13 protein-coding genes and 2 tRNA genes are annotated in these 14,708 nt (G+C 24.6%); 10 read left to right on the plus strand and 5 right to left on the minus strand.

The features are described 5' to 3' along the window. Positions 1-17 precede the first annotated feature (17 nt). Positions 18-1,358 (minus strand): ribosome biogenesis GTPase Der, encoded by a 1,341-nt coding sequence (gene der / locus H0H41_RS01360; RefSeq protein WP_185872452.1) that lies wholly within the window; start codon positions 1,356-1,358, stop codon positions 18-20. A 91-nt stretch (positions 1,359-1,449) separates the two neighbouring features. Between der and trmD the strand changes: the two genes are divergently transcribed. After that, on the plus strand, positions 1,450-2,115 hold the full coding sequence (trmD, locus tag H0H41_RS01365; protein WP_185872453.1) for a tRNA (guanosine(37)-N1)-methyltransferase TrmD: 666 nt from the start codon (positions 1,450-1,452) through the stop codon (positions 2,113-2,115). Here the strand turns inward: trmD and argH are convergent. Continuing rightward, positions 2,110-3,480, minus strand: a complete 1,371-nt coding sequence (gene argH / locus H0H41_RS01370; protein WP_185872454.1) for an argininosuccinate lyase — start codon at positions 3,478-3,480, stop codon at positions 2,110-2,112. The two genes, trmD and argH, sit on opposite strands and share 6 nt — an antisense overlap. 111 nt (positions 3,481-3,591) lie before the next feature. Here argH and gyrB point away from each other — a divergent pair, with 111 nt between their 5' ends. The 3 genes from gyrB to truB are packed head-to-tail and all read left to right on the plus strand — an operon-like array spanning position 3,592 to position 7,053. Beyond that, the gene (gene gyrB, locus H0H41_RS01375) at positions 3,592-5,517 is read left to right on the plus strand and encodes a DNA topoisomerase (ATP-hydrolyzing) subunit B (RefSeq protein WP_185872455.1); all 1,926 of its coding nucleotides are present in this window, start codon (positions 3,592-3,594) and stop codon (positions 5,515-5,517) included. 19 nt (positions 5,518-5,536) lie between these two features. Next, positions 5,537-6,343 (plus strand): undecaprenyl-diphosphate phosphatase, encoded by an 807-nt coding sequence (locus H0H41_RS01380; protein WP_185872456.1) that lies wholly within the window; start codon positions 5,537-5,539, stop codon positions 6,341-6,343. Further along, positions 6,340-7,053, plus strand: coding sequence for a tRNA pseudouridine(55) synthase TruB (gene truB, locus H0H41_RS01385; protein ID WP_185872457.1), 714 nt, complete (start codon positions 6,340-6,342; stop codon positions 7,051-7,053). The genes H0H41_RS01380 and truB overlap by 4 nt, the downstream gene beginning before the upstream one ends. Before the next feature lie 41 nt (positions 7,054-7,094). Here the strand turns inward: truB and rpsP are convergent, their stop codons facing one another. Beyond that, complete coding sequence (gene rpsP / locus H0H41_RS01390) at positions 7,095-7,433, minus strand: 30S ribosomal protein S16 (protein ID WP_185872458.1); 339 nt, start codon at positions 7,431-7,433, stop codon at positions 7,095-7,097. An 80-nt stretch (positions 7,434-7,513) separates the two neighbouring features. Here rpsP and H0H41_RS01395 point away from each other — a divergent pair. The 4 genes from H0H41_RS01395 to H0H41_RS01410 all read left to right on the plus strand — a co-directional run bounded on the left by H0H41_RS01395 (position 7,514) and on the right by H0H41_RS01410 (position 10,239). Beyond that, positions 7,514-7,584: transfer RNA gene (locus H0H41_RS01395), tRNA-Gln, on the plus strand. A gap of 65 nt (positions 7,585-7,649) precedes the next feature. Next, entirely contained in the window at positions 7,650-9,056 is a 1,407-nt protein-coding gene (locus tag H0H41_RS01400; RefSeq protein ID WP_185872459.1) for a dicarboxylate/amino acid:cation symporter, read from the plus strand. After that, entirely contained in the window at positions 9,057-10,124 is a 1,068-nt protein-coding gene (locus H0H41_RS01405; RefSeq protein WP_185872460.1) for a diphosphomevalonate/mevalonate 3,5-bisphosphate decarboxylase family protein, read from the plus strand. Between the two features lie 41 nt (positions 10,125-10,165). Then, positions 10,166-10,239, plus strand: a tRNA-His gene (locus H0H41_RS01410). A 71-nt stretch (positions 10,240-10,310) separates the two neighbouring features. On the opposite strand, the gene H0H41_RS01415 is transcribed toward H0H41_RS01410, so the two are convergent. Then, on the minus strand, positions 10,311-11,498 hold the full coding sequence (locus H0H41_RS01415; RefSeq protein WP_185872461.1) for a pyridoxal phosphate-dependent aminotransferase: 1,188 nt from the start codon (positions 11,496-11,498) through the stop codon (positions 10,311-10,313). A gap of 53 nt (positions 11,499-11,551) precedes the next feature. Here H0H41_RS01415 and rsmG point away from each other — a divergent pair, with 53 nt between their 5' ends. Together rsmG and H0H41_RS01425 are read left to right on the plus strand one after the other, a co-directional pair. Further along, positions 11,552-12,202 carry a 16S rRNA (guanine(527)-N(7))-methyltransferase RsmG gene (gene rsmG / locus H0H41_RS01420; protein WP_223843739.1) on the plus strand — a complete coding sequence of 217 codons (651 nt, stop codon included), beginning with the start codon at positions 11,552-11,554 and terminating at the stop codon, positions 12,200-12,202. Between the two features lie 15 nt (positions 12,203-12,217). Beyond that, a complete protein-coding gene (locus H0H41_RS01425; protein ID WP_185872462.1) occupies positions 12,218-13,177 on the plus strand; it encodes an amidohydrolase family protein in 960 nt (319 codons plus the stop codon). Between the two features lie 16 nt (positions 13,178-13,193). On the opposite strand, the gene lysS is transcribed toward H0H41_RS01425, so the two are convergent. Beyond that, a complete protein-coding gene (gene lysS / locus H0H41_RS01430) occupies positions 13,194-14,693 on the minus strand; it encodes a lysine--tRNA ligase (protein ID WP_185872463.1) in 1,500 nt (499 codons plus the stop codon). Between the last annotated feature and the right edge of the window lie 15 nt (positions 14,694-14,708).

Genomic DNA, 14,708 nt, shown 5'->3' on the forward strand with positions numbered 1-14,708 from the left:
TAATAAATACTAATAAATTATTTTTTTCTAAAGAAAATTTGTATAGGGACTCCTATAAAATCAAAGTGATCACGAATTTTATTTTCAACAAATCTTTTATAAGATTCTTTTATATATTGAGGAAAATTAGAGAAAAAAATAAATACGGGCGTGCATAATGGCAGCTGAGTACAATATTTTATTTTTATCAATTTATTTTTTTTCTTAGAAGGAGGAGGGTTTTTTTTAAAAATTGGTAACATAATTTTATTTAAAATATTCGTTTTTAATCTATTTTTACGTGATTTTAAAATTTTATAAGCTATGGGTATAATATGATGTATTCCATATTTATTTTTTGCAGATATAAAAATAATAGGAACATTATCAAATGGAGATATTTTTTTTCGAATCAAAAATTCGTAATTCTTTTTTATCAAATAATTTTTATGATAAAATAAATCCCATTTGTTAATAAGAATTATAATACCTTTATTATTTTTTTTAATTAATCTAAAAATATTAATATCTTGTTTTTCCCATCCAATAGACGCATCTACCATTAAAAGACAAATATCAGTGTATTTGATTGTTTGTACCGTTTTCATAGAAGAATAATACTCAATATTTTCTATAATTTTTGATTTTTTTCTTATTCCTGGAGTATCAACTAAAATACATTCATATCCAAATTTTTTATAAAAAACATCAAGACTATCTCTAGTTGTACCAGAAATATTAGTTACAATATGATGATTTTTATTTAGAAAAGAGTTAATCAAAGTAGATTTTCCTACATTTGGACGTCCTATCACCGAAAAACGAGGAAGTAATTCTCTTTTGACGATTTTTTCTTTTTTAAAAAAGAAATTTTTTTTAAAAATTTCTATTAATTTATCTAATAATTCTCCCGTTCCACTACCATTTATAGCTGATATACAGTAATATTTTCCTAATCCTAAATGAAAAAAATCTGTATCTTCATTGTAAGATATTGATTTTACATTATCTACTTTATTCACTACTAATAAAGTATTTTTTTTAAATTTATTGAGTATTTTAGCTATTTTTATATCTGTTTCTAATATTCCAATTTTTATATCTACTAAAAATAAAATAACATCAGTTTCTTTGATAGATATCAAAATTTGATTTTTTATTTCTTTTTCCAGAATATCATTATTTGAAACTGAAAAATTAAAACCACCTGTATCTACCACAGAGAATTTTAATCCATTCCATTCTGAATTTCCAAAAATTCTATCTCTTGTAACTCCACTTTGAATATGAACAATAGCTTTTTTTCTTCCTACAAGACGATTAAATAAAGTAGATTTTCCTACATTTGGACGTCCTACGATAGATACGGTATAATTCATTTTAATAAATTATTCACAAAGGTAGAATTTTTTCATTAGATTCATTACTAGATTATTAGTCAAAGTGTATATTAATTACTAAAAAAAAATAATGCGTATAGATATTGTTAGCCTTTTTCCTGAAATTTTACATAGTCCTTTTTCCAATTCTATTATTAAAAAAGCAATCAATCAAGGATTGATTGATATTTATGTACATGATTTACGTAAATATGGAGTAGGGGAACGAAAAAAAGTAGATGATTATCCTTATGGAGGAGGATCTGGAATGGTTCTTAAAATAGAACCTGTATATCAATGTTTTTCAAAATTATTATCAGAACGATATTATGATGAAAAAATTTTTATGACTCCTGATGGAACCATTTTTTCACAAAAATATGCAAAAATTTTAACTGATAAAAAAAATATTATCATTCTTTGTGGACGTTACAAAGGGATTGATCAAAGAATTAGAGATCATTTGATTTCTCAAGAAATATCTATTGGAAAATATATTTTATCTGGAGGAGAACTAGCTGCGGCTGTAGTAGTAGAATCTGTAGTTCGATTATTACCTGGTGTCATAAAAAATAAAGATTCTATTATTACGGATTCTTTTCAAAAAGAATTTTTAATTGCTCCTCCTATTTATACTCGTCCCGCTATTTATAAAGGATGGTCTGTACCAAAAATCCTTTTATCTGGACATCATAAAAAAATAAAAGATTGGTTTTATAAAAAATCTATGCAACTTAAAAAAAAGTTAAACTTATAAAATATTTTTACTATAAATTAAACGTTTTATAATTTTTTCGATTTTATAAAAATTAAATTCTTTGATAACATTTTTCATCAAATTTCTAATTTTTTTATTACATAAATTTCCTATACTTCCTTCATGAGAATAAGAATTTTTGGTAAAGTATAAAGGTTGAAAACATCCTTTTTGTATATCTAAACCGACTTTTTGATAGGCTTCTCTAAAAGAATATCCTTTTTCAATAACAAGTTTATTAACTATTTCTACACTGAATAAATATTTATATTTATCTTTTTCTTCCTGAAGAATATTATTTTTCACTATAATATGATTCAACATATACTTAAACATAGAAAAACATTTTTTTATTTCTTCAAAAAGAGGAATAAATCTTTCTTTAATAATTTGAAAATCTCTATGATATCCAGAGCATAAATTAGAAGAAATTAAATAAATTTCATTTGGTAATGAAATCATTCTATTACATTTAGCTCGTATTATTTCAAATACATCTGGATTTTTTTTATGAGGCATAATACTAGATCCAGTAGTTAGATGATCAGGAAAACTAATAAAATTGAAATTTTGACTTAAGTATAAGCAAATATCTTGTGCCATTTTACTTAAAGTTCTTGCTAAAGAAGCAATAGATTCTGAAACTATTATTTCCATTTTACCACGTCCCATTTGAGCATATATTACATTATAATTTAAATTTTCAAATCCTAATAAATCCGTTGTCATTTTTCTATTTAAAGGTAAAGTAGAACCATAACCTGCCGCCGATCCTAAAGGATTTTTATTAACAATACGATATGCTGTGTGTATTAATAATAAATCATCTATTAAACTTTCAGCATATGCTGCAAACCAAAGTCCAAAAGAAGAAGGCATCGCTATTTGATAATGAGTATAACCAGGCATAAATGTATTTTTATGTTGTTCACTTAATTTTAATAAAAAATCAAAAAATGAATAAGTTATTAAAACGATTTCTTTGATTTCTGTACGAACAAAAAGTTTTAAATCAACCAATATTTGATCATTTCTTGATCTTCCACTATGTATTTTTTTACCTACTTCTCCTAAACGATTTATTAATAAAAATTCTATTTGAGAATGAATATCTTCTATTCCTTCATCCATTATAAAATTATTTTGTAATATTTCATTTACATAAATATGACGTAATTCATGAATTAAAATTTTAAAATCTTTTTTATTTAATAATCCAATACTTTTTAACATAATGATATGAGCGATAGTTCCTATAACATCATGCGGAGCTAAAAGTAAATCTATTTTAGAATCCTTTCCTGAAGTAAAATTTTCTATTTTTTTATTAAAACTTAAATTATTTTTTTTATCCCAAATTTTCACGAAAAAACATTTTTTTTATTCTATCTTTGATCGAATATCAAACTAAAAATTTTTTTTATTTATGTAAATAAAATAAGAAAAATTTCCAATAAAATTATTAATGGGTTATTTATGAGTAAAAAAAATACTAAAAATAATTATACAGCAGATAGTATTCAATCTCTTGAAGGTATCGAACATATCAGAATGAGACCTTCTATGTACATTGGAGATGTAGGAATTAGAGGATTACATCATTTAGTATATGAAGTAATAGATAATTCTGTTGATGAAGCTTTAGCAGGTTTCTGTAATAAAATATGGGTAAAAATTCACAAAAATGGATTTATTACTGTACTTGATAATGGTCGTGGAATTCCAATAGATATTCATAAAAAAGAAGGAAAATCGGCTCTTGAAGTTGTAATGACTAAAATTGGGGCAGGTGGTAAATTTGATAAAAATTCTTATAAAGTTTCGGGAGGATTACACGGAGTGGGAATTTCCTGTGTTAATGCTTTATCTCAAAAACTTATAGTTACAATTTATCGTAATAAAAAAATTTATCAACAAGAATATTTTAAAGGAACAGCCCTTTATCCTGTAAAATGTTTAGGAAAAACAGATATGCAAGGAACAAAAATTTATTATATTGCTGATCATTCTATTTTTCATTCTATTACATATAATTATAAAATTTTATCCGAAAGATTGAAAGAATTATCTTTTTTAAATAAAGGACTTTCTTTATTTTTAAAAGATGAAAGAGAGAATATTAAAGAATGTTTTTTTTCTAAAAATGGATTAAAAGAATATCTTCCTATTTTAGATAAAAATAAGGAATCTTTAACTAAAAATATCATTTTTATTGAAGGAGAAAAAGATAATACAATTGTAGAGGTGGCAATGCAATACAATACTTCTTTTAAAGAAAAAATTCATTCTTATGTTAATAATATCAATACTACTGAAGGAGGGACTCATCTTTCTGGATTTCGAAGAGCATTAACAAGAACGTTAAAAAAATATGTAGATGGTGATAGAATTTTATCCAATAAAGATAAAGTTGAGTTTACTGGAGATGATTTTAGGGAAGGAATTACAGCTATTATATCTGTTAGAGTAATGGATCCTCAATTTGAGGGACAAACTAAAACAAAATTAAGTAATCACGAAGTTGGAGGAATTGTAGATAAGATTGTAGGGGAAATGTTGAATAGTTATTTAGAAGAGCATCCTATTGATCGGAAAAAAATTATTGATAAAGTAATATTAGCAGCTAAAGCACGTCAAGCTGCTAGAAAAGCTCGTGAATTAATACAAAAAAAGAATCCTATTAATAGTATTTTACCTGGAAAATTAGCGGATTGTTCTTTTAATAATCCAAAAGATTGTGAAATTTATTTGGTTGAAGGAGATTCTGCGGGGGGTACTGCGAAACAAGGTAGAGATAGAAATTTTCAAGCTATTTTACCTTTACGAGGAAAAATATTAAATGTTGAAAAAGCTATGCAGCATAAAATATTTGAAAATGAAGAAATAAAAAATATATTTACATCTTTAGGAGTTTCTATTGAAATCGAAGAAAATAAAGAAATTTTAAATATAAAAAAACTGAGATACAATAAAATTATTATTATGACAGATGCTGATATAGATGGAAGTCATATTTCTACTTTAATTTTAACATTGTTCTTTCGTTATATGAAGCCATTAATAGAAAAAGGACACATTTATATTGCAACACCTCCACTTTATTTAATACAAAAAGGGAACCATTATCAATATGCTTGGAGCGATAAAGAAAGAGAAAATATTATCAATCAATTAGGAGTAAAAAAAAATATTAATATACAACGTTATAAAGGATTAGGAGAAATGAATGCAGAACAACTTTGGGAAACAACTATGAATCCAAAAAAAAGAACTTTAAGAAAAGTAAATATAGAAAATCATTCCGAAGCAGATAAAATATTTTCCATACTTATGGGAGATGAAGTACCACCACGTAGAAATTTTATAGAAAAAAATGCAATATATGCAAAAATAAATGTATAATTTTTAGTATTTTTTTATCATGAATTATATTCAATCAATCCTATTAGGGATTATTGAAGGAATTACAGAATTTTTACCTATTTCTTCTACAGGACATATGATTATTGTAGCTTCTATTATGGGAATATTAGAAGATAAAATAACAAGTTTATTCCTTATATCTGTTCAACTTGGAGCAGTATTATCAGTTGTTTTTTTATATAGAAAAAAATTTTTTTTTCAAAAATGGGATTTTTATATAAAAATTTTTGTATCTAATTTTCCTATAGGAATTTTAGGTTTTTTATATTCTCAAAAAACAAATTCTTTATTAAAAAATCCAGTTATTGTTGCTTTATCTCTTTTTATAGGAGGATTAATCATTTTAAAAGCAGAAAATTTTTATGAAAAAAATTATCATGGTAAAAAAAATAACAATATTACTTATTTAAAAGCTTTGATAATTGGATTATTTCAATGTGTATCTTTAATACCAGGAGTATCTAGGAGTGCTACTACCATTATAGCTTGTATATTACAAAATATTAATAGAAAAAAAGCTATTGAATTTTCTTTTTTTTTATCTGTTCCTATTATTGGAATTGCTACATGTAAAAAATTACATGAATATTATTTTCAATTAAATTCTTTTACATATCAAGATATAGAATTATTATTTTTAGGAAATATAGTATCTTTTATTACTGGAATAATAGCTGTTAAATATTTTATAAAATATTTAAAAAAAAATAATTTTAAATTATTTGGATACTATAGAATAATAATAGGTATTTTTTTTATTATTGTACATTATTTAATGAAAATGAAACCGATAAGAATATTTTGATAAAAAATTTATTAGAATTCCAAAATGGAAAAATTTTATTAATAGATAAACCTTGGGGATGGACTTCTTTTGAAGTAGTAAAAAAAATTAAAAGTTATATTATCACTAATACTACTAAAAAAAATACTACCAAAAAAGTAAATTTAAAAATAGGACACGCAGGAACTTTAGATCCTCTTGCTACAGGTTTATTAATTATTCTAACAGGAAAATATACTAAAAAAGTAAATGATATTCAAAATTGTAAAAAAACTTATACAGGTATTATAAAATTAGGTTGTGAAACCTTATCTTTTGATTCAGAAACAAAGGAATATAATTTTTCTTCTACTTTACATATCACTCCTCAATTTATTAGAAAAATATCTAAAAAATTTATTGGAGAAATTGATCAATTTCCTCCTTCTTTTTCTGCATTAAAAATAAAAGGTAAAAAATTCTATGAATATGCTAGAAAAGGAGAAAAAATAATTTCTATGAAATCAAGACGTGTAAAAATTTATCAATTTCATATTATAAAAATAGGAATACCATACATAAAATTTATTATAGAATGTGGAAAAGGAACTTATATTAGATCTTTTGCTCAAGATTTCGGAAAAGCACTTAAAAGCGGGGCTTATCTTCTTTCTTTAAGAAGAGAACGTATAGGAAATTTTTCTATAAAAAATAGTTTGAATAAAGAATTAGATTTTTTAAAAAAATTATAATTTCCATATTTTATTTCAAAATAATAATAATATTTTATATTTTATATTTTATATTTTTTATACCATATATGAAATTTTTTATTGCATTCTTCATCAGTTAAAACTCCTTTTTTTACTCCTTCTAATAAATGTTTTTTTAATAATACACCATTTTTAGAAAAAATAGATTTTACTGTATTTGTTGGTTGAGCCCCTTTCATCAACCATGATACAGCATTTTCCATTTTTAAAATAGTTAAAGGAGGATCCATATGAGGATTATAAGTTCCTAGTTTTTCAATAAATTTACCATCTCTTGGAGAACGAGAATCAGCTACAACTATATGATAAATAGGTTTATGTTTTTTTCCTATTCTTTTTAAACGTATTTTCACAGACATATATTTATGAATTTACAAAAAACCTTAATTTAGGCATAATTATAATGTTTTTGAAAAAAAAATGATATATATTTACACATAGACCCGTTGTGTAACGGTAGCACAGCAGATTTTGGTTCTGTTAGTTGGGGTTCGAGTCCCTACGGGTCTGTTACCAAACAGATGGTTTTTGATTGTATTTTTGAGATATATATTAGATATGTTGAATTTTACAAAATGAGTATTGGAATGAAAATAAAAAAAGAAAAAGTTTTATTAATAGCTTTTTTAAGTGTTTTAATATATGTATTGATCCATTTATTCAAATCTTTTTTAGGATTTGATAAATTTACTCTTTGTATGTTAAGATGTTTTGTCATATCTATTTTTATATTGTATGCTTTTCTAAAAAAAGATTTAACTACTTGGATTTTATTATCCATTATCATAGGAATAGAAATTGGATTAGATATACCAAAAATAGCTATAGAATTAAGATTTTTATCTCAAATCTTTTTAAGATTGATAAAAACTATTATTGCTCCAATATTATTTTCCACTTTAGTAGTTGGAATAGCAAGTCATTCTAATATTAAACAACTAGGAAGTATGGGATGGAAATCATTACTATATTTTGAAGTGGTTACAACTTTAGCTTTATTTATTGGTCTTATTGCTATTAATATATCTCAAGCTGGAGTTGGTATTGTAATGCCTTCTGGAATAACAGAACAACAATTGCCAAAAGTAGTAAGTAGATCTTGGCAAGATACTATTCTTCATGTATTTCCAGAAAATTTTATAAAATCTATATATCATGGAGATGTATTACCTATAGTGGTATTTTCTGTTATTTTCGGTATATCAATGGTTTTTTTAGAAGCAAAAAAAAGAGATCCTATATTATTATTTGCAGAAAGTCTTTCGGAAATAATGTTTAAATTCACTAAAATTATCATGTATTTTGCTCCTATAGGAGTAGGATCTGCTATAGCTTATACAGTAGGACATATGGGTTTAGATATTTTATATAATCTATTTCAGTTATTATTGACTCTTTATATTGCTTTAATGATTTTTTTGATAGTTGTTTTATTTCCTATTCTTTTATGGATTAAAGTTCCTTTAAAAGGTTTTATTAAAGCATTAACTGAACCTGTATCATTGGCATTTGCTACTACAAGTTCAGAATCTGCTTTACCTCTACTTATGGAAAATTTAGAGAAATTAGGTGTTCCAAGAAAAATTATTGCTTTTGTAATTCCTACAGGTTATAGTTTTAATTTGGATGGGACGACTCTTTATTTATCTTTAGCTACTGTTTTCGTAGCACAAGCATCTGGTATTCCTTTGAGTTTTAGTCAACAAATATTCATAGGATTGACATTAATTTTAACTAGTAAAGGAGTAGCAGGAGTTCCAAGAGCTTCTTTAGTTATTCTTTTAGCAACTGTCGCTTCTTTTGGATTACCAGCTTGGCCTATATTAGCTATTATAGGAATAGATGAATTAATGGATATGGCTAGAACCACTGTAAATGTAATAGGAAATGGATTAGCTAGTTGTGTTATAGCTCGTTCTGAAGGAGAATTCGACGACCAAAAAATGTTTGATTATATTCATAAAAATAAAAATGATTTATAATTGAAAATAAATTGTTTTGTTTATAAAAATAAAAAATATTCTATAGATAAAAATGGAGAAGTAACAAGAAAAAGTCATTCTAATATCGCTTTAATAAAATATTGGGGAAAACATAATAAAAAAATTCAAATTCCGTTAAATTCTTCTATTAGTTATTCACTAAAAAATATCTATACGGTAACACGATTAATTTATCATAAACATAAAAAAGAAAAAAAAAATTTTTCTATAAAAATTTTTTTTTCAGGAAAAGAAAAAACTAGTTTTCTTCCAAAGATATTTGATTTTTTTCATAGAATTTCATTTTATTGTTCTTATTTATTGGATTTTAATTTTATTATAGAAACCTATAATACTTTTCCACATAGTAGCGGAATAGCTTCTTCTGCTTCTTCCATGAGCGCTTTAGCATTATGTGTTATGGAAATAGAAAAAAAATTAGTTTCTTCTTTAGAAGAAGATTTTTTTTTAAAAAAAGCTTCTTTTTTAGCAAGATTAGGTTCAGGTAGTGCTTGTAGATCTATTTATCCTGGACTGGTTGTATGGGGCAATCATAAATCTATAAAAGGAAGTAACGATTTTTATGCTATTCCATATCCATATAAAATACATACAATTTTTACAAAATTGGTAAATACTATTTTAATTATAGATGAAAAACCCAAAAAGATTTTAAGTTCAAAAGGACATCTATTAATGAATAGCCATCTTTATGCTAAAGAAAGATTTAAATCTGCTAATAAAAATATGGATAGTCTTATATCCATATTAAAAATAGGAGATTTTCAAGAATTTGGAGAATTAATAGAACATGAAGCTTTAACACTTCATGCCATGATTATGACATCTCGTCCCTATTTTTTATGGATGAAACCAAATACTATAAATGTTATTCAATCTGTATGGGATTTTAGAAAAGAAAGTAAAAAAAATATTTATTTTACATTAGATGCAGGTGCAAATGTTCATCTGTTATACCCTATTGAAGAAAAAAAAATCATCCTAAAATGGATATACAGTGATCTTTTTTCTTTTTGTAAAAAAATTATAGAAAGTTTTTGTTATTAATTATAATATTTATATATATTATGATATTATTATGATATATGGTGGACGTAGCTCAGTTGGTTAGAGCATCAGATTGTGGTTCTGAGGGTCGCCGGTTCGAATCCGGTCGTCCACCCTACCCTTACCCTTACCTACCTATTTATTTTATATTTATACCTTTATTCTATATATATATAATATAATTTATTAAATTAATACTTTTTTAATTCTTGTGAAGGCTTCTATAATTTTTTCTTCTGAAGAAGCGTAAGAAATACGTAAACATTCATTATCACCAAAAGCACTTCCACTTACAGTAGCTACTTGAGCTTTATCAAGTAAAAATTCAGAAAAATCATCTGCATTTTTAATAATTTTACCATATAATTCTTTTCCAAAAAAATAGGATACTTTTGGAAAAATATAAAAAGCTCCATTTGGTTTATTAAATTGTACACCATCAATTTCTTTGATCATATCTAAAACTAGATTTCTCCTTTTTTTAAACTCTTTTATCATATATTCTATTTGATTAGGATCTTCTTTTAATGCTATTATAGCGGCTCTTTGTGCAATAGAATTTGCACAAGAAGTCATTTGTCCCTGTATCTTATCACAAGATTTAGCGATCCATTCTGGAGCTCCAATATATCCAATTCTCCATCCAGTCATGGAAAAAGATTTAGATAATCCATTTACTGTGATAACTTGATTATGAATATCAGGAAATATAGCAATACTAGTATGTTTTTTAGAATAACAAATATGTTCATAAATTTCATCAGAAAGAATCATAATTTTTGGATATTTTTTAAAAATATCTGCTAAATTTCTTAATTCTTGATAAGAATAAACACTTCCTGTAGGATTACAAGGAGTACTGAAAATAAATAATTTAGTTTTAGACGTTATTGCTTTTTCTAATTGATATGGATGAATCTTAAAATCATTTTTCATAGTTGTTGGTATTACGATAGGAGAAGATTCACAAAATTTTACCATCTGTAAATAACTAACCCAATAAGGAGCGGGAATAATAACTTCATCATTTGGATTCAATAAAGATAAAAGAACATTCATTATAGCTTGTTTTGCTCCAGTAGAAACTACAATTTGATAAGGTTCATATTTTAAATGATTATCACGATATAATTTTTTGCATATAACTTTTCTAAGTTCTAAATATCCGGATACAGGTGTATAATAATGATAACCTTCATCTATTGCTTTTTTAGCAGCATCTAAAATAAAATTAGGAGGTAAAAAATCTGGTTCTCCTAAACTTAGATTTATAACGTCATATCCTTTATTTTTTAATTCTCTTGCTTTAGATGACATAGCTATTGTTTGCGAATAAGATATATTCTGCAAACGATCAGACAATCTATTTTCCATAGATATTATTTTATTAATATTAAAATTTGAAATGATTACAAATCTAAATAAATTTGAATTTAAATAATGATAATAATGATAATATGGAATTAATTAAAAAATATTTTCCAAATTTATTGAATCAACAAATATATAAATTGTCTATTTTAAAAAATTTATATGCATATTGGAATACACATGTTAATCTAATTTCTAGAAATACATTTTACAATTTTTATCAACAACATGTTCTTTTTTCTTTAGGAATAGCTAAAGTATTTTCTTTTTTTCCGGGATCATATGTTATGGATTTAGGTACAGGTGGAGGATTTCCTGGAATTCCTTTATCCATAATTTTTCCTAATACAGAATTTATATTAGTGGATTCTATTCAAAAAAAAATTAAAATTATAGAAAAAATTATATATAATCTACATCTAAAAAATACATATACTATTTGTATACGTGCAGAAAAATTAGAAAATAAATTTGATTTTGTGGTTACTAGAGGTGTCAATAAAATTGATATTATACATAATTGGATAAAAAATAAATTTAAATACAAATCTAATTCAAAAATTAAAAATGGAGCTTTATATCTAAAAGGAGGAAATCTTGATGAAGAATTAAAAAAATTTCCTCATGCAATAGAATATCCTTTAAATCATTATTTTCATGAACCATTTTTTATGACTAAAAAAGTAATTTGGATTTCTAATATTTAGAAAAAATAATTAATAATGAATCCTAAAAAAATTTTTATAGAAAAAATAAAAAAAAAAGGAGGATGGGTTAATGCTCATGCTCACTTAGATAGAGCTTATACTTTAACAAAAAAAAATTTCAAATATTCTTATTTTTCTATTAAAAAAAAATGGTATCTGGTAGATGAAATGAAACGTTTAGCGACAGTAGATGATATTTATGTACGTATGGAAAAAGCATTAGAATATTTTTTAATACAAGGAACACAAGCTTTGTGCACATTTATTGATGTGGATGAAATTATTGAAGATCGTTCTTTAAAAGCAGCTAAAAAATTGAAAAATAATTATGAAAATTACATTCATATTCGTTTTGCAAATCAAGTTTTAAAAGGAGTGTTGAATAATGAATCAAAATATTGGTTCGATAAATCAATAGAATTTGTGGATATTATTGGAGGATTACCTGCTAAAGATTATGGAAGAGAAGATGAACATATAGATATTTTATTAAAAACAGCTAAAAAAAAAGGAAAAATCGTACATGTACATGTTGATCAATTTAATACTAGTAAAGAAAAAGAAACCGAAAAATTAGCAAAAAAAACGATTGAACATGGAATGCAAGGAAAGGTCGTAGCCATACATAGTATTTCTTTAGCTGCTCATTATAGAGAATATCGTTATGAAACATATAAATTGATGAAAAAAGCAGATTTAATGGTTATTTCTTGTCCTATTGCTTGGATTGATCATACAAGAAGTGAAAAATTGACTCCTAGCCATAATTCTATTACTCCAGTGGATGAAATGGTTCCTGAAGGAATTATCGTAGCTTTTGGAACAGATAATATTTGTGATATATACAAACCTTTTTCCGATGGAAATCTATGGATAGAATTACGTGTTATGTTAGAAGCATGTCATTATTATGATATAGATCATTTAGTAGAAATTGCTACAATAAATGGATTAAAAGTATTAGGATTAATATAATCAATCAATAAATAATTTATTTTTTTCCTCTTTTTTCGGGACGCATTTGTGGAAATAATAAAACTTCTTGAATAGAATATTTTTGAGTTAGTAACATTATTAAACGATCTATTCCAATTCCAATTCCTGCAGTAGGAGGCATTCCAAACTCTAAAGCACGTATAAAATCTTTATCAATTAACATTGATTCATCTTTTTGATTTTTTTCAGATAACTCCATTTGTTTCCGTAAACGATTAAGTTGATCTATAGGATCATTCAGTTCTGAATAAGCATTAGCTATTTCTTGTCCATTAATAATAAGTTCAAAACGTTCTGATAAATTTTTTTTATGACGATGTTTTTTCGTTAAAGGACTCATTTCTATTGGATAATCAATAATAAAAGTAGGATTAATGTAATTTTTTTCGCATTTTTCTTCAAAAATATTCTCAATAAGTTTAGCTTTACTCATTTTTACATTTTCTTCTATATACAATTTTTTACATACTTTTCTTAATTCATTTTCTTCCATATTTTCTAAATTAAATCCTGTATATTTTTTAATAGAATCTAATATAGGAATACGAGGAAAAGGAGTATGAAAATTAATATGATTATTTTCTTTTTTTTGAAATATATACCATATAGACTTCATTAATTTTTCTGTAAAATTCATCATCCAATAATAGTCTTTATAAGCAATATAAAGCTCTAATACAGTAAATTCTGGATTATGAATACGATCCATTCCCTCATTTCTAAAATTTCTAGAAAATTCATAAACACCGTGAAATCCACCAATTATAAGTCTTTTTAAATAAAGTTCATTAGCTATACGTAAATATAATGGAATACCTAATGTATTGTGATAAGTTTCAAAAGGTCGAGCTATAGCTCCTCCAGGAATAGATTGTAAAATAGGAGTATCTACTTCTATATAACCTTTTTTATCAAGGTAATTCCTTATTTTTTGTATGATACGAGTTCTTTTTAAAAAAATTTCTTTCACATGATCATTTACTATAAGATCTACATAACGCATACGATAACGTTGCTCTGTATTAGAAAAAGAATCATATATTTTTTTATTTTTTTTATCCACTTTTACTTGTGGTAGTGGTCGTATAGATTTTGCTAATAAAGTTAATTTATGAGCATATATAGTAATTTCATTCATTTTTGTTTTAAATAAAAAACCTTTTATTCCAATAATATCTCCTATATCTATAAGTTTCTTTAAAAAAATATTATAAGTATCCTCTTTTCCCATTTTATCTGATGATAAATGATTTTTAGAAAAATATACTTGTATACAATCCGTATGATCTTTTATTTCTCCAAATGAAGCTTTTCCTAAAAATCGAAAACGCATTAAACGTCCGGCAATACTAATAACTTTTTTTTCAATAAAATTTTTTTTTATATTATAAATAGGACTAGTAACATTATATTCATCTGATGGATAAGGATTTATTCCTAATAATTTAAGTTTATCTAGTTTTTGTATACGTATTATTTGTTGTTCTGATGGCATATATTCATTTATGTA

The sequence above is a fragment of the Blattabacterium cuenoti genome (assembly GCF_014252255.1).
GTDB classification, from domain to species: Bacteria; Bacteroidota; Bacteroidia; order Flavobacteriales; family Blattabacteriaceae; genus Blattabacterium; species Blattabacterium cuenoti_J.